The organism is Brochothrix campestris FSL F6-1037, assembly GCF_000525915.1.
GTDB lineage: Bacteria > Bacillota > Bacilli > Lactobacillales > Listeriaceae > Brochothrix > Brochothrix campestris.
On record NZ_AODH01000027.1, the window covers coordinates 1 to 21,917 of the forward strand.

The 21,917-nt window shown below is 39.3% G+C and carries 22 protein-coding genes and 3 pseudogenes; 3 read left to right on the forward strand and 22 right to left on the reverse strand.

What is annotated here, in order from left to right; translation table 11 throughout:
- Positions 1-224: 224 nt before the first annotated feature.
- Complete coding sequence (locus tag BCAMP_RS06550; RefSeq protein ID WP_035314609.1) at positions 225-1,736, reverse strand: DUF1846 domain-containing protein; 1,512 nt, start codon at positions 1,734-1,736, stop codon at positions 225-227.
- A gap of 295 nt (positions 1,737-2,031) precedes the next feature.
- Between BCAMP_RS06550 and BCAMP_RS06555 the strand changes: the two genes are divergently transcribed.
- The gene (locus BCAMP_RS06555; protein WP_332248514.1) at positions 2,032-2,907 is read left to right on the forward strand and encodes an MsnO8 family LLM class oxidoreductase; all 876 of its coding nucleotides are present in this window, start codon (positions 2,032-2,034) and stop codon (positions 2,905-2,907) included.
- Positions 2,900-3,031, forward strand: coding sequence for a hypothetical protein (locus BCAMP_RS14915; protein WP_332248515.1), 132 nt, complete (start codon positions 2,900-2,902; stop codon positions 3,029-3,031). Before BCAMP_RS06555 ends, BCAMP_RS14915 begins: the two co-directional genes overlap by 8 nt.
- 191 nt (positions 3,032-3,222) lie before the next feature.
- Here BCAMP_RS14915 and BCAMP_RS06560 read toward each other — a convergent pair whose 3' ends face one another.
- On the reverse strand, positions 3,223-4,146 hold the full coding sequence (locus BCAMP_RS06560; protein ID WP_035314610.1) for a TDT family transporter: 924 nt from the start codon (positions 4,144-4,146) through the stop codon (positions 3,223-3,225).
- A gap of 117 nt (positions 4,147-4,263) precedes the next feature.
- Between BCAMP_RS06560 and BCAMP_RS06565 the strand changes: the two genes are divergently transcribed.
- Entirely contained in the window at positions 4,264-5,088 is an 825-nt protein-coding gene (locus BCAMP_RS06565) for a LysR family transcriptional regulator (protein ID WP_035314611.1), read from the forward strand.
- 39 nt (positions 5,089-5,127) lie between these two features.
- On the opposite strand, the gene BCAMP_RS06570 is transcribed toward BCAMP_RS06565, so the two are convergent.
- The 20 genes and pseudogenes from BCAMP_RS06570 to BCAMP_RS06655 form a co-directional block, all read right to left on the reverse strand.
- Positions 5,128-5,628, reverse strand: coding sequence for a YehS family protein (locus BCAMP_RS06570; protein WP_035314612.1), 501 nt, complete (start codon positions 5,626-5,628; stop codon positions 5,128-5,130).
- 93 nt (positions 5,629-5,721) lie between these two features.
- Positions 5,722-7,233, reverse strand: a complete 1,512-nt coding sequence (locus BCAMP_RS06575) for an oligopeptide ABC transporter substrate-binding protein (RefSeq protein WP_156921172.1) — start codon at positions 7,231-7,233, stop codon at positions 5,722-5,724.
- A complete protein-coding gene (locus BCAMP_RS13515) occupies positions 7,199-7,474 on the reverse strand; it encodes a hypothetical protein (protein ID WP_156921173.1) in 276 nt (91 codons plus the stop codon). Before BCAMP_RS13515 ends, BCAMP_RS06575 begins: the two co-directional genes overlap by 35 nt.
- Positions 7,475-7,512: 38 nt before the next feature.
- Positions 7,513-8,397 carry an ABC transporter permease gene (locus BCAMP_RS06580; RefSeq protein WP_035314613.1) on the reverse strand — a complete coding sequence of 295 codons (885 nt, stop codon included), beginning with the start codon at positions 8,395-8,397 and terminating at the stop codon, positions 7,513-7,515.
- 15 nt (positions 8,398-8,412) lie between these two features.
- Positions 8,413-9,381: an ABC transporter permease gene (locus BCAMP_RS06585; RefSeq protein WP_035314614.1), complete on the reverse strand. Its 969-nt coding sequence runs from the start codon at positions 9,379-9,381 to the stop codon at positions 8,413-8,415.
- A 13-nt stretch (positions 9,382-9,394) separates the two neighbouring features.
- A complete protein-coding gene (locus tag BCAMP_RS06590; protein ID WP_035314615.1) occupies positions 9,395-10,324 on the reverse strand; it encodes an ABC transporter ATP-binding protein in 930 nt (309 codons plus the stop codon).
- Positions 10,302-11,321, reverse strand: a complete 1,020-nt coding sequence (locus BCAMP_RS06595) for an ABC transporter ATP-binding protein (RefSeq protein ID WP_035314616.1) — start codon at positions 11,319-11,321, stop codon at positions 10,302-10,304. The genes BCAMP_RS06590 and BCAMP_RS06595 overlap by 23 nt, the downstream gene beginning before the upstream one ends.
- 240 nt (positions 11,322-11,561) lie before the next feature.
- Positions 11,562-12,350 (reverse strand): AAA family ATPase, encoded by a 789-nt coding sequence (locus BCAMP_RS06600; RefSeq protein WP_035314617.1) that lies wholly within the window; start codon positions 12,348-12,350, stop codon positions 11,562-11,564.
- A gap of 1 nt (position 12,351) precedes the next feature.
- Positions 12,352-12,849, reverse strand: a complete 498-nt coding sequence (locus tag BCAMP_RS06605) for an LURP-one-related/scramblase family protein (RefSeq protein WP_035314618.1) — start codon at positions 12,847-12,849, stop codon at positions 12,352-12,354.
- A gap of 33 nt (positions 12,850-12,882) precedes the next feature.
- Positions 12,883-14,292, reverse strand: coding sequence for a SulP family inorganic anion transporter (locus BCAMP_RS06610; protein WP_035314619.1), 1,410 nt, complete (start codon positions 14,290-14,292; stop codon positions 12,883-12,885).
- Between the two features lie 140 nt (positions 14,293-14,432).
- Positions 14,433-14,996 carry an elongation factor P gene (gene efp / locus BCAMP_RS06615; RefSeq protein ID WP_035314621.1) on the reverse strand — a complete coding sequence of 188 codons (564 nt, stop codon included), beginning with the start codon at positions 14,994-14,996 and terminating at the stop codon, positions 14,433-14,435.
- A 115-nt stretch (positions 14,997-15,111) separates the two neighbouring features.
- Positions 15,112-16,228 (reverse strand): annotated as a pseudogene (locus tag BCAMP_RS14340) (CDP-glycerol glycerophosphotransferase family protein).
- The gene (locus BCAMP_RS06630; protein WP_156921174.1) at positions 16,162-16,725 is read right to left on the reverse strand and encodes a hypothetical protein; all 564 of its coding nucleotides are present in this window, start codon (positions 16,723-16,725) and stop codon (positions 16,162-16,164) included. The pseudogene BCAMP_RS14340 and the gene BCAMP_RS06630 overlap by 67 nt, the downstream one beginning before the upstream one ends.
- Positions 16,726-16,763: 38 nt before the next feature.
- The gene (locus BCAMP_RS06635) at positions 16,764-17,297 is read right to left on the reverse strand and encodes a hypothetical protein (protein ID WP_035314628.1); all 534 of its coding nucleotides are present in this window, start codon (positions 17,295-17,297) and stop codon (positions 16,764-16,766) included.
- Positions 17,298-17,341: 44 nt separating this feature from the next.
- Positions 17,342-17,710 (reverse strand): annotated as a pseudogene (locus tag BCAMP_RS13095) (glycosyltransferase family 2 protein); the annotation flags it as partial.
- A gap of 231 nt (positions 17,711-17,941) precedes the next feature.
- Positions 17,942-18,157: a hypothetical protein gene (locus BCAMP_RS06640; RefSeq protein ID WP_035314630.1), complete on the reverse strand. Its 216-nt coding sequence runs from the start codon at positions 18,155-18,157 to the stop codon at positions 17,942-17,944.
- Positions 18,158-18,177: 20 nt separating this feature from the next.
- The gene (locus BCAMP_RS12595) at positions 18,178-18,360 is read right to left on the reverse strand and encodes a hypothetical protein (RefSeq protein ID WP_051456931.1); all 183 of its coding nucleotides are present in this window, start codon (positions 18,358-18,360) and stop codon (positions 18,178-18,180) included.
- A 37-nt stretch (positions 18,361-18,397) separates the two neighbouring features.
- Positions 18,398-19,474: a polysaccharide pyruvyl transferase family protein gene (locus BCAMP_RS06645; protein ID WP_051456932.1), complete on the reverse strand. Its 1,077-nt coding sequence runs from the start codon at positions 19,472-19,474 to the stop codon at positions 18,398-18,400.
- Positions 19,475-19,508: 34 nt separating this feature from the next.
- Positions 19,509-19,919: pseudogene (locus BCAMP_RS14730) on the reverse strand (CDP-glycerol glycerophosphotransferase family protein); the annotation flags it as partial.
- A 28-nt stretch (positions 19,920-19,947) separates the two neighbouring features.
- On the reverse strand, positions 19,948-21,714 hold the full coding sequence (locus BCAMP_RS06655; protein WP_035314633.1) for a bifunctional glycosyltransferase/CDP-glycerol:glycerophosphate glycerophosphotransferase: 1,767 nt from the start codon (positions 21,712-21,714) through the stop codon (positions 19,948-19,950).
- Between the last annotated feature and the right edge of the window lie 203 nt (positions 21,715-21,917).

The window sequence follows — 21,917 nt, forward strand, 5'->3', positions numbered from 1 at the left end:
ATGACGTTTGTGAAGGCGACTCTAGCGGGAAAAGTGGCAGCTGAATACCCCACAGCGGAGCGCGGAGGATGAAGCGTCACCCGCAGAAAGCGTCCTTCACATTAGGAATGACTACAAAAAAAGCAGCTACCAAAAAAGGTAGCTGCAAAAATGACTTATTTTACTAAATTTTGAATAACAACACTATTTGACATAGAGCCAAAAAAAGCCCCGATTATTATTAGTTAAATATAATATAAGTTATCTGACGGATAAACTGGATCGCAGGTAATATCCATGCCGAGTTTACGTAATGTTTGCTCATCATAATCATTTAACATGACTGTTGAATGTGCTTGAACATCCGTTAATTCAGAAATTTTCTCATACGCAAGTTGTGCTGTTGGGTTTGTTACCGCGCTAATTGATAAGGCAATTAACACTTCATTTGCCGTCAATGCTGTCATCTTATCGTGTAACTCATTACGTTTCATGTCTTGAATCGTTTGTAAAATGACCGGTGATAATAATAAAATATCATCTGAAATATTAGCTAACGTTTTAATCGCATTTAAAATCGCTGCTGCACATGGATCCATTAAATCAGATGTACGTCCGGTTACAATGCGGCCATCGTTTAGTTCAAGTGCAATAACAGCTGGCATCATGTCCGAGATATTGTTTTGTGCTTTCAGACGTAAAGCATAGTCACGGGCTGGTGTGACCGCTAAGCGATCTTCTTTCTTTAACTCAACTTCTTCCATAATTAACTTAATGCGATTTAAAGCATCTTCGTCAAGCAAGCCCTTTTTAAAATCACATTCAGTCGCAAAACAACGGCGGATGATTTCTTGTTTCGACGCTTCTGTAATCGCATCATCATCTGTAATACCAAAGCCAACACGGTTAACGCCCATATCTGTTGGCGAATGATATACCGTTTCTTTACCCGTAATTTTTTCAATCATTCGTTTAATAACAGGGAATGTTTCCACATCACGGTTATAATTAACGGCCAATTTATCGTAATAATCTAAGTGGAAGGAGTCAATCATGTTGACATCTTTCAAGTCAACCGTTGCCGCTTCATAGGCAATATTAAGCGGATGTTTTAATGGCACATTCCAAACAGGGAATGTTTCAAATTTGGAATAACCGGCTTCGCGACCTTGGTGACTCTCGTGATACAGTTGATTCAAGCACGTCGCTAGTTTCCCACTACCTGGTCCCGGCGCGGTTACTACAACGATAGGTTTTGTCGTTGGAATATAAGGGTTTTTGCCAAAGCCTTCATCGCTGACAATTTTATCGATATTCGATGGGTAATCTTCGATTGCTGCGTGTTTGTAGACTTTAATATCACGTCGCTCAAGCTTGTTAATGAATAATTTAGTCGAGGGTTGGCCGCTGTAACGCGTAATGACCACACTGTTGACTTCAAGGCCATAACCACGGAATTCATCAATTTGACGTAAAATATCTTTATCATAGGTAATACCATAATCACCACGGATTTTATTACGTTCAATATCGCCTGCATAGACACACATTAAAATTTCAGCTTTATCGCGCAATTTTTGTAACAGTTTAATTTTAGCATCTTCATCAAAGCCTGGGAGTACACGCATCGCATGTTTATCACCAATCAATTTACCACCAAATTCAAGGTATAATTTATCGTAATCATTGACACGTTCTAAAATAAATTTTGATTGTTCATCGATGTACTTTTGTGGATCAAAACCAATTTTCTTCATTTACTTTACCCCCGTTATCTTCGTTAGTTGCGGTGTTCATTCCAACACATATTCTTCTATTATAGACGTTTCGACTAGATTGACAAGTTTTTTTTAACAACCGAAGAGCAACTTTTTTTTTTCGCTAATTGCCGTATCTTGCTACAATAGCCTTTGTAACTTGAGGCATTCAATAATTGATAGTATTTTGCGATAAATCCAATCGAATCATAAGCCGATAGATGTGTTTTGTGCGCTAAATTTGTTACAGTTAACTCAAAGAGCACTCGTGCTCATCACATATTAAAGGAGTTTTATGATGAAACTAAGTATTTTAGATCAGGCCGTTGTGCCAAAAAACACAGACGCGGCAACAGCTTTAACGAATGCTGTTGAACTAGCCATCTTAGGAGAAGAACGTGGATATGAACGGATTTGGTTAGCTGAGCACCATAATAATAACGGGATTGCTAGTTCCGCACCAGAAATTACAATTGCCCATATTGCAGCTAAGACGAAACACATTCACGTCGGTACCGGTGGCACGATGGTAATGCATTATGCGCCCTATAAAATGGCGGAAACATTTAAGACACTCAGTGCGCTCTCGCCAGGCCGAATTGATTTTGGTGCAGGTCGTGCACCTGGAGGCGATCATTACTCAACACTTGCCTTAGCGGAAGGTCGTGCCCCTGCTTATGACGGTGCATATGCTAAAATCCAAACGACACTCGACCTTATGAACGATCAAACAAGCAGTGATCCTCTATACCAAAATGCCTTCGCAGTGCCAACAAACGTGACACTACCAACTGCTTGGTTGCTCGGTTCAACAGGAAACAGCGCCAAAGAGGCTGGTCGGATGGGCCTCGGTTATTCGTACGCGCAGTTTTTCACCGGGCAAATGGACGCCGCTATTTTCAAACAGTATCGTGAACAGTTTACACCTTCTTATTTTATGGAACAGGCACAAATTAGCGTCTGCTACATGGTAACAATTGCGCCGACCTTGGCCGAAGCCGAATACGAAGCACTCCCAGCTGATATCGCACGCCTGCACTTAATGCGCGGGCAACTGATGCAGCGGTTATCACCCGAAGAAGCCCAAGCTTACCCCTTAACTGAGGCAGATAAAGCCGCTATTTTAAAAAAATCGGACGGCTCACCTCGTCGGTACCCCGGCGATGATTAAGGCAAAACTCGAAGCTGATGAGGAGACCTATGGCTTTGATGAGGCAATGATTTTATGCCCACCTTATGCCCAATCAAAACGCCTTGAAATGTATCATTTATTGGCAGATACAATGATGAATTAAACGTACTTTAAAGCATTTTTAAACTGCAGTGATTGAAAAAAATAACGCATCGACTATTTCCCGTCGATGCGTTATTTTTGAAGTCACCCAAGTTTAGGCTTTAAATACTGGAGAAATTGGAACTGCGTTTACCTTCTGTCTCGGAGCAAACCACATCGGTTTGCTCCTTTTTGTCTCCGATTAATAACTAACTACTTCACTCGTTTAACAGCAGTCGCTAAAAACAGCACATATCGAACCAATACGTAACCAACCATCACACAGGCAATTGCAGTCTCAATCATTGCAATGTTTTTCAGCCATGGATACGTCACTAAATAATGATAGCTCATCATACAAGCAGTGGCTGAAATTACAAAAGGAAACGTCAAGGCAGCGTAACTTGGATAAAACGGTAAACGCAAGATTTTTGGCAGTTGCACTAAGACAAACACATAAAGCAGTTGCGCTAACGCTAGTAGAACGTAGGCTAACCAATTTTGATTGCCTTCTGAGATTGTGAGGTAGCCAGCTAAACAGAGCGACGCAGGCGCTGTTATAATACCGATTAACGGCATCGTTGGTTCTGGCATCGTCGTCGCAAAGTAAACACGTGTTAGTACAAGTGGTAATAGTACAACATATAAAGCGAGACCAATCCAGAGAAAAACGTGACCGATTGTTGGGTAAAAGGCCGGACTCGTAATAGCGATGACCCCAATCCCAATATAAAGCACAAACCAACTCGGATAGACGTTTGTTAATTGCCATGGAAAGACGAACCAATATGTAAAATAAACCATTAAGCCTACTTGTAACACAATCGCCCCGAGCCAAAGTAGCTGCGCAAAGGTTTGCAACCCTTCAATTGCTACGAGATAAGTTGCTAATATTAATAAACACATCGTAAACGTCGGTGTTACCGCCACTACTAATGGGTTTTTAAAATCAGCCTTGACCGCTTCAAAACTGATGACACATTTCAACACGATTAACACTATAATCACCGAGGCGAGACTCGCTAAACAATTAGCCACCACTGGTAACTGCCACAGTTTTAATAAATTACCTAAGGCCGCTAATGCCAATGCAACCCCTGCGATTGGTAATGGCAGCTTATTAAAAAATACTTTCACGTGCTAAACTCCCCTTCGATTTGTTTCTTATTCTTCTATGTTACAATACTCTTAAGCATAAATAAAATCGTATTTTTGTATGAACATCATAAAATTTCATAATGTGGGAGGGATTCAATGTTCAAACTTATTGCAACGTTCATCGCTGTCTATGAACACAATAGCTTCACTAAGGCTGCTGAACAGCTCTTTTTAACACAGCCGACTGTATCTGGGCATATCAAAAAGCTTGAGGATGAACTCGAGTGTCAGCTGTTTATTCGGACGAGCAACCAAGCGATTACTGCTTGCCAATCGGCTCATCAATTTTATCCACAAGCAGTGAGTCTTATCTCTAAATGGGAGCTAAACAAACAAGGCCTCCATGATGAGAAACAACTACAGCAACCGCTTCATTTCGCCGCATCGTTAACGATTGGCACCGAACTAATGCCACATTTAATATCTTATTTATCAGATATATATCCTAAAAGCGACATTCGACTCACGATTTGTAATTCAACCGACGTCATCACCTTGATGGAAACCGCACGCTGTGACCTTGGTTTCATCGAATCAGATGTCATTTCAAGTCAGTTAAGCATCCTTCCACTTTGTGATGACCGACTGATCAAAGTGAGTGCTCCAAACGATCATTGGTTGATTCGCGAGCAAGGATCTGGCCTCTATCATTTTACCAATCGTTATTTGGCGACACAAAACATTTCTCCTAGCGGAACAACCGTTGTTAACAGCAATGAAGTACTCGTGAAATTAGCGAATGCTCAACTGGGTAACACGCTGCTTTCGGAACGCTATTTACCAAGACTAACCGTCCCAACCACCTTTTTAACTGACGAAATGACACGCCAATTTTCACTTGTTCATCAAGAACAACAGTTAGAAGATGTCTTTTTTGCTAAGTTAATACAGCGGATAATTACATTTACCGCAACCCTTTAAAAAAACCACGTCAGCTGTTGCAGCTGACGTGGTTTTCACTTATTTACGGTACCGAAAAGCGAGACCTTTTAAGAAGTTACGGGCAAATTTATCGCCACATTGTTTAAAGTTACGGTGGTCATCTTTACGCAAGACAGCACTTAATTCCCCTTTTGATAAATACACGCCGGCATCATCTAAGATTTCAAGCATATCTTCACTTGTTAACGCTAAGCCAATTTTAACTTTTTTGAGAAGCAGGTTGTTAATGTGACGAATTTCTTTGCTTTTTAACTGGGGTGGTAACACTTGATCGTCTTTAGGACCACGTTTGAACGTAATAAAGCCATTAAAGAATGAATCAATCAGCGCATTATCACATGATTTAACGTACACATTACCATCATCTTCACTCGATAATAAATATTGTTGTTTCGTTAACATGTCTTTGACGTCTTGCAATGTCACCTCAACGCCGCCTAGGCGGAACATTTCGACCATATCAATATCCTTCATGTCTAAGGCGTAACGCAAGCGTAATAAAATATCATTGTTATTCATTTAAATCCTCCATCTATTCTCTGATTTTCATCTCACTACTCAGTATACTTCACTATGAGAATCGATGCATGTTTTTTTGATTGCGATAGCACCTTACTTGTCTTTAATAATTTGAACGTCTTCATACCGGTTGTAAGCGGTCGTTTCAATCGTATAGCCATTCACACGCTTATTAACCGGGCTAACACTGTAGCGATATAACGTCGGTGCGACAGGCACATCATCCATCATTAATTGTTGCCATTCATCATACACTTTTTTACGGTAATCATGGTCAAATGCCGCTTCAGACTGCCCATCAGCCATCAATCGATCGTTAGCCTCACTCGTGTAGCGCGGATAGTTAAACGAAGCCTTACGCCCATACAATTCGGATGGATTCATATCCGTGCCCGTTGACCAAGCCCCCATGTAGATATCGATAGCTTTATCATCCTTTTGGACCCGATCATAAAAGGAGTTAAATTCCATCGGACGCCCATCGGTTAATTTGACCTCAATCCCAATGTCTTTCCAGTTTTGAATGTAAAAATCATTGAGTGGTTCCGATTGCTTATCACCCGTCATGGCAGCCATCTGAATCACAAGTTCTTTGCCATCTGGTGTCCGTCGATACGCTTCACCTTCTTTTTGCTCATAACCTGCCTCATCGAGAATTTGATTGGCTTTTTTCGGGTCATAGGGATAGCCTTTTATGTTAGCATCGTGAAAACTCTTGAAACTCGGAATAATCATTGAATTGGCGGGCCAACGCAGGCCTAAATAAATTTTCTCACCGACTTCGGCATTGTTCATCGCATACGCCATCGCTTGGCGCAGTTTCACATCGGCCATTTTCGCCTTCGGATCCATGACATTTTCACCCTTCTTTTGATCAAACTTACCGAGTTTGAATCCTAAATAAGAGTAGGCTAAGTCCTCCTTGCCGAGAAAAGTAACCGTGTCGATTTCATGTTTAGGATCATATTGGGTCGATGGATACCCAAGGGCAATATCAATTTTCCCTTGTTTTAACCCTTCATTGATCGTGTCCGGGCTGGCGACACTCAGTGTCACACCCGCAACCTGTGCTTTTTTACCGAAGTAATGTTCATTTGGCGAAAACTTGACCGATTCACCAGTTACCATCGAATCAATTTTATATTGACCATACCCTACCGGTGTTTTACGAACCGGATCAGAGGCACTCATCTTACTCACTGGGATATCTTTATAAGCACTGCGCTGCATCGCATACGACCACAGGCCAGTTTTAACGGCTGGATTGGCTTGCGTGTATTTAATTTCAGCTGTTTTTTTATCAACCACTCTGAGCCCGCTAATTTTATCAGCCTTGCCCTCATGATAAGCGGTCATCCCTTCAATATTTTCGAAAATCTCGTCGTAGCGAACGCCATCGTAATCTTTATTGCCAATGACTTCAAACGAGAAGAGGTAGTCATCAGCGGTAACAGGTTCTCCGGTTGACCAATTCAAGTCATCATGTAGCTTGACCGTAATGGTACGGTGATCATCGGAGTAATCGACACTCGCACCACCGTCATTCGTAATGTTAAAATCCTCATCAATGCTAAATAACGAGGGGTAAAAAAAAGCTGAGCACATTGCTATCAGGTGCACCCGAGTAAAAATTCGGATTTAAAATACCTTGAAAGGGTGTATCGGATACTAACGCCACATTTAAAACGGCGTCGGGATCAGCCTCACCTTCAACCTTTGTTGTTAACGGGAATTTTGTATCGACTTTCTTTGATTTTTTGGCCGTATCGGTCGAACTACAGCCGGCTACAACAAGTGCCACTATTACGGTTAAGATGAGTAGTAAAAAACGCGGATATCGTTTCATGTTCTTCTCCTCCTTATCGTCGTCTCTCATGTCACTGCTTACATCACACGCCGTTGTTTCGCATCGGTCGCTCGTTTGATCGATTGTCCGATGAAATTAATGCTTAACATTAACGTTAAAATTAACAAACACGCTGGCAGCCACATCCACCAATAATGTTGAATGATGGTCGGATTGGTCGCATTGCTTACAAGTGTGCCTAAACTGGGGGTGCTTTTTGGCAGACCGAACCCTAAATAAGATAACCCTGTTTCGATGCCAATGTTGCCAGCTAATGTTAACGTTAGATTGACCACAATCAATGAACTGACATTCGGTAAAATTTGGATAAAGATAATTTTCCAATGTGGCGTGCCCAAGGTTCGTGATGCATTGACGTAGTCGGCTTGTTTTTCGGCCAAGACCTTCGCTCGAATCAATCGGGTTTTACCAACCCATAAAAAGCCTGACATCACCATGATGAACGTCCAAATCGTATAGCTTGGAATAATCGTGACGACCACAATAATGAGCATGAGCATCGGTAAAATATAGACAAAATCAACCAGGCGCATAATGATATTGTCGACCCATCCGCCAAAGTAGCCTGCTAAAAAGCCGAATGTTAGACCAATAAACGCCGCGATGAGCGTAATGCTCAAACCAATCGTAAATGAATTGCGGGCGCCTATAATCAACTGACCAAACACATCACGCCCTGCCATATCCGTTCCGAGCCAATGGGTTGTACTTGGACTTGCTTGAATCGCAGCTAAATCAACATATTGTAAACTCACCTGATTAATCCACATGCTTGAGCCATAAATAACGAGTAAAAATAAGGCCACAAAGACGAGTGAGGCAATTGCCCATTTATCGTAGCGCCACTCGTTCACAATTAGTTTTAAGGTCGAAGGTTCGACTTGGTTCGTCTGACGTGTCATCGTTTCCTCCCGTCTTTAATCCACCCGAATCCGGGGATCAATCATGCTTATAATAATGTCACTGAGGAGCGTCCCAACTAAGGTCAAAATACCGGCGATCATTAACAACGCAGTAACGACTGGAAAATCGCGTTGGGCAATCGATGACAGAAACAATTGGCCGATGCCAGGATAACTAAAGATTTGTTCGATAAAGATGTTGCCGGCGATTACACCGGTGATTTCTAGACCTAAAAAAGCCGATATTGGCATTAAGGCATTGCGTAAAATATGCCGTTGGTAGATGTTTTTTTCGGAGACACCTTTTGCACGGGCTAACTTCACAAAATCCTTCGGTTTCAAATCAATGATTTCATTGCGTAAAAATTGAATCGTCGTCGTTGTTTGTAACAGCGCAATCGTCAATGCTGGCAAGAACAGATGATGCAGTTTACTGACAAAATAAGCCCCTGTTCCTGGCAAGGCATTGGGCGAGACACTCCCCGCCGTCGGAAACAAATCGGCCTTAAAACCAAACACAAACAGCATCAGCAAGGCAAACACAAATAGCGGCATCGCATAGCTGATGTAATTGTAACCGACCACAAATTTATCGATGGCCCGTTCTTGGTAACGCCCGCTTAAAATTCCGAGCGGCAAGGCAATCAGGTACGTGAAGATGAGACTGAGGACGCCGAGCCAAAAACTATTGCCAATGCGGTCACCAATAATATGCGTTACCGGCACTTGATGCCCATAGGACGTTCCCAGTTCACCGTGAAACACATCGGTGATCCAACGGTAATATTGCAAATGCCATGGCAGGTCTATCCCTAATTGGGCGCGTAGCTCAGCAATCCGTTCAGGTGTTAAATTCGGCGTCTCAGCAATAATATTTGTGAGCGCATCGCCTGGCATTAATTGGGCCAAAATAAAAATCAACACACTCAATAGCGCTAACTGTGGCAACATAATGAACAGCCGTCGTACAATAAACTTCCCCATCACGCTTTCCTCCTCACTGCGGCAACGCTACAAAATGTGTTGGACTAATCGCCTGTAACGCATGCGGTTGGTCGTTGGCATCAAAAAAATGCTGATATTCCGCCTGATAGCGTTCAGCAGCAGCCTGTCGCACTATCTGTTGCTGGTGACGCTGGCGCGGATTACTGTTAGGAATCGCGGCGATTAAACGCTGAGTATAGATGTGTTGCGGATTGCGATAAATATCTGCCGCAGTGCCAGCCTCGACTAAACGGCCATTGTACATAATGCCAATATGATCACACATATGACGTACGATGCCGAGGTCATGACTTATAAATAAATACGTCAAGGCAAAGCGTGTTTGAATCGCTTTCATAAAATTGAGCACCTGTGCTTGGACTGAGACATCTAAGGCTGATACCGGCTCATCCGCCACAATAAAACGAGGATTGAGCATCAGACAGCGGGCAATCCCGATTCGTTGACGTTGACCGCCCGAAAATTCATGCGGGTATTTATAAAGATCATCGGCGTTTAAGCCGACCTGCTCAAGCATTGTTGCCACCCGCTCCTGCTCAGCTTGCTTCGTGAGTTTTTCAAAATTACGCAGTGGCTCAGCAATGAGCGACAACACCCGTTTTTTGGGATTGAGCGAGCTGTAAGGATCTTGAAAAATCATCTGAATGTCACGCCGAAGGGGATGACGATTAGTGCCAGTTAAGCGCGCTAAATTAGTGCCCTCATAATGAATACTACCGCTCGTCAGACGATTTAAGCCTAGAATTGCACGACCGATTGATGATTTACCGCAGCCGGATTCGCCCACTAAGCCGTAGGTTTTGCCCTCCTCAATTGCCAAACTCACACCATCGACTGCCTTCACTTGACCTGTAACCCGTCGCAACATACCACTGCGAATCGGATAATGAACCTTCACCTCATTGAGCTGTATGAATGACATCTGCGTTACCCTCCTCTTCTCGAAAGTGAAATGTGCGCCAGCATGTGCAACGGACATAGTGACCTGGTGACACTTCACGCAGTGGCGGATTAGACTCATGCGCATGCGCTGGCAGCCATGGAATACGGGGCGCAAACCGACAAGCCTGCCGATCAACGGCGGCTAAACTCGGCACCGCCCCTTCAATTACCCGTAACTGTGACTGTGGGGTGTTGAACTGCGGCATCGAAGCAAATAACGAACGCGTATAGGGATGATGTGGTGTTTTAAAGAGAGCATCCACTGTCGCCAATTCTACGATTTGCCCCGCATACATCACCGCGACCCGATCAGCCATTTCGGCGACAACACCTAAGTCATGCGTAATGAGCAACACACTGGATTGATAATCCGCCTTAATTGTTTGAAGCAAGGTGAGAATTTGCGCTTGAATCGTTACATCTAAAGCCGTTGTCGGCTCATCGGCAATGATTAACGCCGGGTTATTCACAATCGCTATCGCAATCACAACCCGTTGGCGCATCCCCCCAGACAATTCATGGGGATATTGTTGATAGAGACGTTGCGGCTGGGGCAGTCCGACTTGTTCGAGCAACTGATAAACCCGCTGCTTAATCGCTTCTCCAGTCAGCTTCGTATGCAACTGTAAATTTTCGGCAATTTGCTGGCCGACTGTCATTAATGGATTCAAGGCGGTGAGTGGGTCTTGAAATACTAAACTGATGGCATCGCCTCGCAGCCGATTCAATTGTGCGAGCGATTGTTGCAGTAACGGCTCACCTTGAAAGCTAATTTCACCGGTAATTCGCGTGGTCCGTTCATCATGCAACCCCATGATAGCTAACGCCAACGCACTTTTACCACAACCGGATTCGCCGACAATCGCTACGGTTTCATTGTTGCCAATGCTTAACGACACTTCATCAACAGCGGCATAATAATCACCTGCGCTATTAAATAAGGTGCTTAACTGTTTAAGTTCGATTAAAGGCTCCATCACCAATCCCTCCTTCAACTTCATCAGTAAGATATCTGACTTTTCGGACTATTTCACAATCAATGTATATTATCTGATGACGAATGTCAATTGATTATATGTTTTTTGCTATTTTATCCTTTTAGCTGTTGAATCCATCAAAAAAAGCTCCCTCGATAAGGGAGCCCAGATTGTAGACAAATTTGTTGATGAGCTGATAAGACTGAATAGCACTGCTGTCGAACAAACTTTAAAGACCTTTTAACTAAAAAACCGTTGGTACGTTTGCATCAACGGCAATTCTAGCGGTTTTGCTGTTCGCAGACCCGGCAAATCGAGGTTGTATATCGTACCTGCTAAGGCACCTAATAAGAACGGTGAATGCGTTGCAATCACAAACTGACAGTTTAAAAAACGGGCAGCATCACTAATAACGGCTGCTAATCTTAGCTGATTATCAGGTGAAAGCGAGACCTCCGGTTCATCTAACAAATATAAACCATCAGCTTCGAGGTATTCCTCATATAGTTGCATCGCCGTCTCCCCGTTTGAAAACTTTTCTTGAGCAAATAAGTGTTTATCAATCTGTTTCTCCATTGCAAAAGAGCCATTATGGGCCTCGCGTTGCGCCTTCGTATATCCAAGTTGCCCCCGCCGATACAAGTAATCTTCACGCAAAATCGCCTCTTGTTGTACTTTTTTTACCTCATACAAAACATCTTCACTTTTAAGATAGCGGCTATGATCAGGTATGGTACATCGTTGCCCACTGGCTTCATCTGTTTCGAAACTGAGATGCGATTCAGCCATATAGTCGCCAAAATAATCGGTCTGACCCCATACTTTTGGCCGTTCGGTTCCGACTAACTTAAGTTTGGCCGCAAGCATATTTAACACGGTTGATTTACCTGAACCATTTTCACCATAGAGTAAGGTAATTGCATCGAACACAAGCACCTCACCACTTTTGTCGGCAAGTACATGATACGGATAAAGCTGCGGATGCACAACTTGACGATCAGATAACGTTAGACTTCTAAGATAACGCATCTTAATCGACCATACTAGCGCCACTGCTTTTTTCGGCGTGTTTGACACAGTCAATCGCCACGACTAACGCAATAATCGTCTGTTCGAGCGTTTCATCTAGTACCTCAATTTCAAACGAATCGCCCCAGGTCAACCATTTTTCAGTAATGTTCGCAACAACTTCACCATGGCGTTCCACCGCAAAACTTTTGTCCCACCAGTCGCCTGAAACTGTGAGCTCTTCACCCTCAATACTATATTTCGCTGTAAAAAAAGACAGCTGTTTCGCAATCGTAAACACTTTTTCATCATGTACCGTAACATCAAATTTCGGAAAAAATTGAAACATCCGCTTTGTAATCAAAGCCACTTCATTTCCCGCTGTATCTTGCACGCTAAATTTCTTGGGAAGAGATAAAAAACTCCCTTCGATGATATAACGGACATTTTCGTGATCATCTTGGACGCTGAATTCTCCACTGATACTAAACACCTTTTGCTTTATGTACAGTTTACTCATATCGTCACCTCTTTCATTGCTTATACCTGTAGTTTACCCTAGATACGTGCTTTTTTCAGCTGATAAGTCACGAACTGTCAATGGCAGGCCTGCTGCTTGATACCGGTTAATGACCGTTGCTAACGCTTCATGTGCCGAGGCATCACGGATGCTAAGCCCACTCACATCTAATATTAGGTTCGCTGTTAATGGTGTTTTTTCAAAATAGTTGACTAAGCTTTGTGCCGAGGCAAAAAACAAGACACCTCGAACGGTAATGACATTGTCGGTTCGTTCAATTGTAAGTGTTGCCAACTTCGCAATGAAAATAATCATGCTCAAGACAACACCTATCAGAATACCGATTGCTAAGTTATGTGTATAGACGACGATTGCCACAGTCACAGCCATCACGACTGTATCTGCCACTGGAATGCGTTTAATCGACCGTAAGCTATCCCAATTGAACGTTTCAAGCGCCACCACCATCATTATCCCAATTAAGGCTGCCGTCGGTATTTGGACCATGACGTCCTTTAAAAAGACAATCAATAATAATAACGTTACCCCTGCAATAAAGGTTGATAACCGTTGACGGCCACCTGACTTCACATTAATAACCGCTTGGCCAATCATTGCACACCCCGCTTGACCACCGAAGAAACCCGTCACAACATTCGCTAATCCTTGCGACTTCACTTCACGGCGACTGTCGCCAGTTGACTTAGTCATGTTGTCGATTAAAGGAAGCGTGAGTAACGATTCCATAATCCCGACTAACGATAAGGCAATCGCTGTTGGTAAAATAATCAGTAGCGTTTCAAATGTGAATGGAATTGCCGGTAGCTGCAACAAGCCAATCGCCCCCGTCATGTCACCCAAATCACCGACCTTTTGCAGGCCGAGCTGTGGCAAAAGTGCTACCAACGTCATGACGACAATAATAATTAAGGCTGGTGGTATTACCCGGGAAACACGGGGAATGAGATACATCATTGCAATCGTAGCTCCCACAATGACTAAAGTCATCTTATTGACATGGCCGAGTTGTTGTACTTGTGAAATGAAAATCAACACCGCCAAGGCATTAACAAAGCCCATCATCACCGGTTTAGAAATGAACTTCATTAACTTATGAATACCAATATAGCCAAATAACAGCTGTAATAGACCTGTTAAAATCGTCGCTGCAATCATATATTCAAGGCCATGATTTTTAATCAGCACAACCATCACTAACGCCATTGACCCTGCCGCGGCTGATGTCATCGCTGGACGACCGCCGGTAATCGATGTCACAATCGCCGTTGTAACTGAAGCAAACAAAGCCGCAATCGGGTTAACACCTGCAATAATCGCAAACCCAATCACCTCTGGGATTAATGCAACCGCTGTGACAAGCCCACCAAAAAGATCATTCTTAGTGTTGCCCAGCCATTCCTCTTTTTTGATACTGAATAACATCCTTCGGCCCCTTTTCTTTCATCTTTTTAATTTGTGCTTTTATTGTATCGTTTTTAGAGATACGCGTAAAGATAGCTTGATAGACAAAAAAGACGTACGATTCATCAAACTGAACCGCACGTCTTTGAGTAGTTAGCTATTTATTTAGCCGCACGTTTTAAGTATTGTGCGTCTGCTGTATTAACTTCGATAACTTCGCCAACTTCGATGAAATCAGGAACGTTAACTGTTAAGCCTGTTTGCATTTTAGCTGGTTTACCAGAACCGGTTGCTGTTGCACCTTTGATTGATGGTTGTGTTTCAACAACTGTCAATTCAACTGTTTTCGGTAAAGTAACACCGATAACTTCAGCACCGTAAAACTGGATTTTAACTTCCATGTTTTCTAACATGTATAACATTTCTTCTTCAACAACAGTAGTTGGGATTTCATATTGATCATATGTTTCTAAATCCATGAAGATTTCGATGTCATCTTGGTTGTATAAATATTGAACTGGTTTCGATTCAATATACGCTTTTTTAACTTTATCATCAGGACGCATTGTTGTATCAACAGTTGAGCCTGAACGAACATCTTTCAGTTTCAAGCGCATAACAGTGTTTCCTTTACCTGGTTTATGGTGACTTGCTTCCATAACCTTAATTAATTTACCATCTTGTTCGAATGTCATTCCTGATCTAAGATCATTTACTGATATCATTATAAGACTCTCCTTTTTCTATCTATCTGTATCGTCTTATCCTATTGTAGCAAAAGTGAGGGGATAATTCTATAGAAAATCTAGTTTATGCTTACCATCACAGACTATACTCTATTTAAGAAATAGTTATTATCTCCTTGTATACTGTTGCTCGATAAGAACTTTCTTTCGCTGGATAATAAAAGTCTTCATACAATGCAGCAACCTCCGGTTCCACTGTAAATTCAGCAGTGATTTTCTCCTTGATAAAGGTTACCAATTCCTCCGCCTTCGTGTACTTAGGACCTAATTGACTAATATCAAAGTCAAATTCAGTATAGATATGATTTCCAGTTACAAATCGGTCATAATCAGGAAATAAAAAAACGATTTTTGTTTTGTTCTGGATGAAATCAAACATAAACGATGAAAAATCAGTGACAAATAACTTATACTCATTTATATCAAAATCAGATTTACTATCTAGTATCTTAATATTACTCTGATTCGTCTTGAACAAGGTGCCTTCTTCTAAGAAAATCGGGTGTAATTTAACATCTAAACAATATCCTTCTTTTTGCAAAAGTTCATTTAGTTCAGTCGAATTAATTAACTTATCAATTTCCAAATAAAATTCCGAGGTTTCAAAGGCTTTCTTATTAAGCGATCGGTTTAATTTAGAATCTTCAATAACCAGTGACTTACGCCATGAAGGAGCCAATAAGATTTTTTTTATTCTTTTCACTTTTATAGTTATTTTTATCAAATCTAGGCATACCTGTTTTAAGCAAGTCTTTTTCGCGATAGCCATAATTAAAAAGTAAATTGTCCCTTTCAAAATCACTGGAAATAAGAAATTTATCGAAATTGGTTTTGTGCTTCCCGTATAACCAAGGTGTGTGTGCATTTAAAATACCATGTTGCAAATAAACAACTTGCTGTTCTAACTCAGAATACAACGTATTATGAGCTCGATTAGAAAGCGGTGAATACTCTTGCCGCTCTTTAAATGAGGTTAATATTACACTGCTATATAGAAATAACAATTTATGATATACCGATCCGTATACAACCGTATTACTCTTTGGAAAACCTGCTACATTACGATCTTTTTCATGAATAACATAATAGCGTTTGACGCTATCTTTTTGCTTAATGTCGTATTTGAATTGTTCGTAAGCATTATCTAACACGCCTTTCCTATCATTATACAACCAGATTTTTTTTGTTTTTTTAGAAACGGATGAATCCATTTTTGAACTGCTTTGAACTTAAGCAGTGAATTCATCCCTTTTTTACTTATTAACTCTTTCTGACGATTACTTATTTTTTTTCCAGTTGTAACTTCCTTTGAATTTAATGGAACATGTTTTGTTTCCATCACTTTAATTTTCATTGGTTTTTTTTCATAAGAAATCACCTTCGAACCAAGCAATACAAATTTTGATTCTAAATATTTCTTAAAGATAACATCGTCTTCCATGTATCCAACTAAAAGATGATTTCTCTCATTTAATTTCAGATAGAACTGATAACTTTCAACTACATCTATTGGCAAATCAAAATCAAACTCATAAAATGAAGCTGTTCTCTCATGTGATTTATAATGGCTCGATGGTCCTAACTCCACAGGTATGTTTAGCTTACTACCATCACTCAAACTGATTCCCAACTCAATACGTCCCACCTGCGAGAGCAATGGAGCTTTAATATAACCTACTATTTGTAATTTATTACCCTGTCTTTTCATCTTATTAAAAACTAATGTGATTGTTTTATACGTTGTGATTAATTCGTTTTGATGATAAAACTAATTCCATAAGAATTGTTTTCAACACGAATTTCCTCTTTAAATCGTTCAATAAAATGAATCTTATGATAATAGTCCATTAATGGTTGATGTAGTATTGTATCGACCGAAATCTCTTTGAAAATCTTTTTCAATCGTTTCATCCACATTTCAAAGTCTGCTTCTTTTAGATGATAGGGAAATAATGTATGTTGTTTAAAACGCCAATTCAGCTCGTATAGCACCATACTTTGGGCATATGAGGAAATCTCCCCATCATTTACCGCTCTATTTTTTTCAAATAGTTGTTCAAAGAATACAAGTATTTTATCTTGTATATCAACCGGACTTTTGAATTTATCAACGGTTGAATCATGGCCCGTATGATAAATATAGCCACCTGCATTACAAAAAACAAGCTTACCTGTTTGCAAAATCATTGTTGTATTGAACAAGGCATCTTCTGACTGCTTTAATTCCTCATTAAAGTATACTTTTTCTTCCGCAGGTAAATTTTTTATTACCACATTCATTGTACACTGATTTAAATAAGGAAATTTTTCAATATCATATAACGCTACTTTATTTTTAATAGTAAAGTTTTATTGCGTACATGTGCTACTGTTTTTTTTCCATCGTTAACCTCGAGCGGATAAGCCAATATATTTGCTTCATCTTGATAGGCTTCAAACGCCTGAAAAACTGATTCGATAGTGTCATTTTTAATTTCATCATCTGCATCTAAAAACAAGATATATTTACCTTGAGATGCATTTAGGCCCCTATTCCGAGTGGCTGAAACACCTCTATTTGTATGTGATAAATACCTAAAATTTTCAAATCGCTCACAATATTCTTTACAAATAGTCTCACTATTGTCACTTGAACCATCATTTATAAGCAACACTTCATAAGTTGTATTCTTCATCGTTTGATTTATTATTGAAAGTAATGTTCTTTTTTAAAAAAAAGCTCGGCATTATATACTGGAATTAAAATACTAATATCATATTTAAACAAAAAAAAACCTCCTTACTCACTTGAATAAACTTATACTTACCTTTCATAAACATCTCTATTTAACAACTGAACGATTCTCATATTTACTCCGACTTTTTTTTTGAACTTGTTAGCTAATTTCAGTACTATTCTCACGCTTTTTCTCTTTAAAGTCTGTTCAAATTCTTTTTTTTTGTTTTTCTGCTTCGCTTAGACGAACAGTTAATTTTTGTTGTTCATATAAAAGATTCTCTCTTACTATCTGACAGTTTTCAATCTTCGTATTTAAATCGTCGTTTTTCTTAAGCTCTAATAACATAGCTACTTTATTTTCAGTTATTTCTACATTCAGTTTTTCAAGGTGTTTTTTGTTTTCATTTATCTTTTCATTCATTTTTTTTTAGGTCAGATTCTTTATCCACTATGAATTTTTTTCTGCCAATTTTGACGATTCACATAAATGTTCTGTCTATAGTTATTCGCTCCATAAACAATCCCAACACGTTTCCGAGCTTGTTCTAAATCGCATGCGGTAATAGGAATAATTGGTTTTTCAAACTTAACTGTACTATACAATTTATCGTAAGGTGTTTTCATGAAATTAGTCTCATCTTGATAGGTATAATCAATTTTATTAGTTCCTAGAAATCTTATGAAATTTTGATAGTTTTCTTTCTGTTTTTTTTTCTGCTGAGTATATATCAACCTTATTTATTAAATCTGTTAATGTCTCATTCTCGTGTATTTCTTCCGGATTCAAGGTACATAAACCATGGAATTCTGCTAACTCACGCATGCGAGCATCTATCGGGATTGAAATACTTGGTGTTCCTGCAATAGTAGCAGTAATATTCCCATGTAATTTTGTTCCAAAACTAAAATCACGATTTTTTAAGTAACTAATCCACTCACTTGCACTCAAGAAATACCTTGCTTCACCATTCGCATACTCTAAATCTGTTATCTTTGAAGGGTAGTTTGGGATATCAATGGTAGAAAAACCAGTATACATCAATTTAAATTCATCCCAACCTTGAGGTAAAAAGGCCGCTTTTTTATTTTGACTATGAATATTATGAATATATTTCAATACATGCTTTGGTGCCGACTTTGATCGGTTCGTACTAATTAACAACTCATTTTCTTCAACATTCGGAATTTCTCTGATTTTAAGATTTTCACCATAGGTATACATCGATGGACAACCTATTGCAATGTGATCTATGCCTTTCTTGAATCCTAAGTTCGTCAAATATTGTGCCGTTATTTCGCCTCGTACCCCCACCATACTTGATTTTTCTAAAATCGCTTTAATAAAGTTTCTTACAGTATCATCAAATGGAAACTTAAGCTCAGCAGACATAACATCTTTCGGAGCCTTTAACCCCACACCAATTAGATACACTGGTACCGTTAATCTCTTTATTAGAGTAGTCATGTCTTTCAATGTATCTTCAAAATCGGCACGAAATGCATCTGCTAGCGGAATAATATAACCATCATAATTTTTATTAATGTATTCTGCCTTAGCTGAATTCGATAAATAATAATCGGATTCCAAAATCACCTGGTCAGTTGTCAAATTCCGCATAATTCCATGTACAAAAATTAAGTTCCCTGAATTCCCACCGACAAAATCACCTTTCAGTAAATCACTCTCTGTTCTTACATCGTAAGCACTAATACCTGATCTAATTAATATTTTTTTCATAATTTCCTCCTGTCAATTCACCTGTCATTTATTTTTATATGCTTAAAAATTGATATTTAAATCGTTCTTTCCCAATTAAATCCCTTTGCTCAAATGATTTATAAATCATTCTTTCTAATTCCGATTCATTATAGGTATTATATTCAAAGGAATAATTTTTTGGTTCGAAAAACAAATCCCTTTCTGTTTGATATATGCTCCAACCATCTAAATATTGAATTGTCGGCTTATCCAATAGCGCATATTCAAAGATAACAGATGAATAGTCTGTTATCAGAACATCTGATACCACCATTAATTCTTCCAAATTAATCTCATCATCACTGACATTAATAATTTGCTGATTAAAATTGAAGTTTTGTGTATTTTCTATTATCGGGTGTAATTTAACCAATATTATTACATTTGAATCCAAGTTCATCTGATCCCAATTAATAGAATTTTTATAAACAACCCGTTCATTTGGTGACCCTCTAAAAGTAGGTGCATATAAAACCTTTTTTTTTAGAGGTTAGCTCCGGATATAACCGTTGAAATTTGAGCTTCGCATCACTTTGGTATTCTTCTTTTAACAATTGCCTCGCTGTTGGTAAAAGCCCATTAATAATCTTCGACTGATCGACACCAAATGCTTCAGCATAAATATGATTTAATGCGGGAGAACTACATAACACCTTAGTGTATTGACTATGGGCTCGTTGTTCAAATAAACGACTGTTAGAATCCCCTTTATTTATTGCACTCAAACCAAATTTTTTCAAAGCTCCCATTGCATGCCATATCTGGATATATTCTGCGCCCTGTCTGATTTTTTTATTATATAACGGACTATAATAGTCATCGATAATAATCGCCTTTGCTCGCCCTAGTTTATAGTACGTTTGTAATTTGTTTGATGTTTTTTTTAATAAGGTTATCTGGCTATTTGGATGTAGCTGTTTTATTTCTTTCGCCAATAACGTCAAGTTATCACTTAGCGCTTGTTTTGTAGTCGCCAAAACAACACTTTGCTTTTGCATCGGTAAACATTTTGCACATTCATATATTAAACGATACACTTTAGTGGCACACTTTCGCTGCCAAACATAAGTCAAACCATGTTTTAGTCGATCAAGACGCATATTAACTCGTTTCAAATCATTAGCTGAATAAATAATGGTTTTAATTTGTTGATATTGTTTTGGATAATAACGTTTTATTTTTATTTCAAAAGCAGCTTCATTTACTTCTATAATATATCGTTGAATAGTAACAAACAGCTGTCTATTTTTAAATCGCAATAAAAAACGGATATCTGTCAGTTCGACACAAACCGCCCTCATAATGAAGTAAGATTCTGCTAAAACCCTATCATCTATTAATACTAAAAATTCTTGCATCAGCTTTAATGCTCTATCTTGTATTTGTCTTTGTCGATAGCCCTTTTTGAAAATCGGAAAAAACTCATACTTAAACATACGATTGCTATATTCCCGCAAAATATTTATACTATCAGCTGTACTGTATAAATTGTCACAATTAAATTGCTGAGTAACGAGTCTATAGACAGCTATCAATGACTCCATATATCCTATTGCGTTTTCGTGTGTCGACTGTGTTAATGACTTATTACCTAACTCTCGCACACGGTAATAGTAGATATCTTTATCAAAGAAAACAATTTTTTTCGCACGTGTATACGTCGTAAATGTAAAAAATTGATCTTCACCAAAGATAATTTGTTCAGGAAACTTTAGCTCACCAATCACTTTCTTTGAGTAGAGTTTAGCACAAGGACCAATCGAATAGAATAATTCCGGATGTTGCATGATGTTTTTATACTTTCCACTATATATGTTTTTTTCGATATGACTCTGTGCATACCATTCTCCTCTTGAATTGAAACGAACTATTTTCCCATAGACAATCTCAGCCTCTGTCATAAGCGCTTCTTGATAAAGTTGTTCAATTGCGTTGTTTGCTACTAAATCATCTGCATCTACAAACATGAGATAATCCCCCGTTGCGACTTGTAACCCTGTATTTCTAGCAATAGACACGCCATAATTATCTTGTTCGATAACCTTAAAACGAGAATCATTTTCTGTCAATTCTTTAATCAATTGTAATGTTCTGTCTGTTGAACCGTCATCTACCACAATGAATTCAACATCTTTTAGTTGCTGCGCTCTTAGGCTTTCAATCATCTGCCCTACATAATATTCCACGTTAAAACATGGTATAATTACAGAAACTTTCAATAAATACCTCCTTGTCTATCACTCTTGAAGCGAGTACCTGCCTTTAACAGACGATAAGTTTGAAAAGTAACTTGTCTGATATTAATCAGACCATCACTCAGAGTAATACTACCTGCGCTATCTTATTTCTCAATATATATTTTCCTTACTAAGTATATACCATTTATACCTGTTTATACATAGTATATAATTCATATTTAGCC

Coding starts and splice junctions, on each gene's coding strand:
- BCAMP_RS06555 (WP_332248514.1), top strand. CDS start 2,032: ATGATGAAACTAAGTATTTTAGATCAGGCCGTTGTGCCAAAAAACACA.
- BCAMP_RS06570 (WP_035314612.1), bottom strand. CDS start 5,628: ATGAATAACAATGATATTTTATTACGCTTGCGTTACGCCTTAGACATG.
- BCAMP_RS06590 (WP_035314615.1), bottom strand. CDS start 10,324: ATGTCATTCATACAGCTCAATGAGGTGAAGGTTCATTATCCGATTCGC.
- BCAMP_RS06600 (WP_035314617.1), bottom strand. CDS start 12,350: ATGCGTTATCTTAGAAGTCTAACGTTATCTGATCGTCAAGTTGTGCAT.
- BCAMP_RS06580 (WP_035314613.1), bottom strand. CDS start 8,397: ATGACACGTCAGACGAACCAAGTCGAACCTTCGACCTTAAAACTAATT.
- BCAMP_RS06610 (WP_035314619.1), bottom strand. CDS start 14,292: ATGTTATTCAGTATCAAAAAAGAGGAATGGCTGGGCAACACTAAGAAT.
- BCAMP_RS12595 (WP_051456931.1), bottom strand. CDS start 18,360: ATGAAAACACCTTACGATAAATTGTATAGTACAGTTAAGTTTGAAAAA.
- BCAMP_RS06550 (WP_035314609.1), bottom strand. CDS start 1,736: ATGAAGAAAATTGGTTTTGATCCACAAAAGTACATCGATGAACAATCA.
- BCAMP_RS13515 (WP_156921173.1), bottom strand. CDS start 7,474: ATGAAACGATATCCGCGTTTTTTACTACTCATCTTAACCGTAATAGTG.
- BCAMP_RS06595 (WP_035314616.1), bottom strand. CDS start 11,321: ATGGAGCCTTTAATCGAACTTAAACAGTTAAGCACCTTATTTAATAGC.
- BCAMP_RS06645 (WP_051456932.1), bottom strand. CDS start 19,474: ATGAAAAAAATATTAATTAGATCAGGTATTAGTGCTTACGATGTAAGA.
- BCAMP_RS06565 (WP_035314611.1), top strand. CDS start 4,264: ATGTTCAAACTTATTGCAACGTTCATCGCTGTCTATGAACACAATAGC.
- BCAMP_RS14915 (WP_332248515.1), top strand. CDS start 2,900: ATGATTAAGGCAAAACTCGAAGCTGATGAGGAGACCTATGGCTTTGAT.
- BCAMP_RS06640 (WP_035314630.1), bottom strand. CDS start 18,157: ATGAATGAAAAGATAAATGAAAACAAAAAACACCTTGAAAAACTGAAT.
- BCAMP_RS06575 (WP_156921172.1), bottom strand. CDS start 7,233: ATGTGCTCAGCTTTTTTTTACCCCTCGTTATTTAGCATTGATGAGGAT.
- BCAMP_RS06585 (WP_035314614.1), bottom strand. CDS start 9,381: ATGGGGAAGTTTATTGTACGACGGCTGTTCATTATGTTGCCACAGTTA.
- BCAMP_RS06635 (WP_035314628.1), bottom strand. CDS start 17,297: ATGAATGTGGTAATAAAAAATTTACCTGCGGAAGAAAAAGTATACTTT.
- BCAMP_RS06605 (WP_035314618.1), bottom strand. CDS start 12,849: ATGAGTAAACTGTACATAAAGCAAAAGGTGTTTAGTATCAGTGGAGAA.
- efp (WP_035314621.1), bottom strand. CDS start 14,996: ATGATATCAGTAAATGATCTTAGATCAGGAATGACATTCGAACAAGAT.
- BCAMP_RS06630 (WP_156921174.1), bottom strand. CDS start 16,725: ATGAAAAGACAGGGTAATAAATTACAAATAGTAGGTTATATTAAAGCT.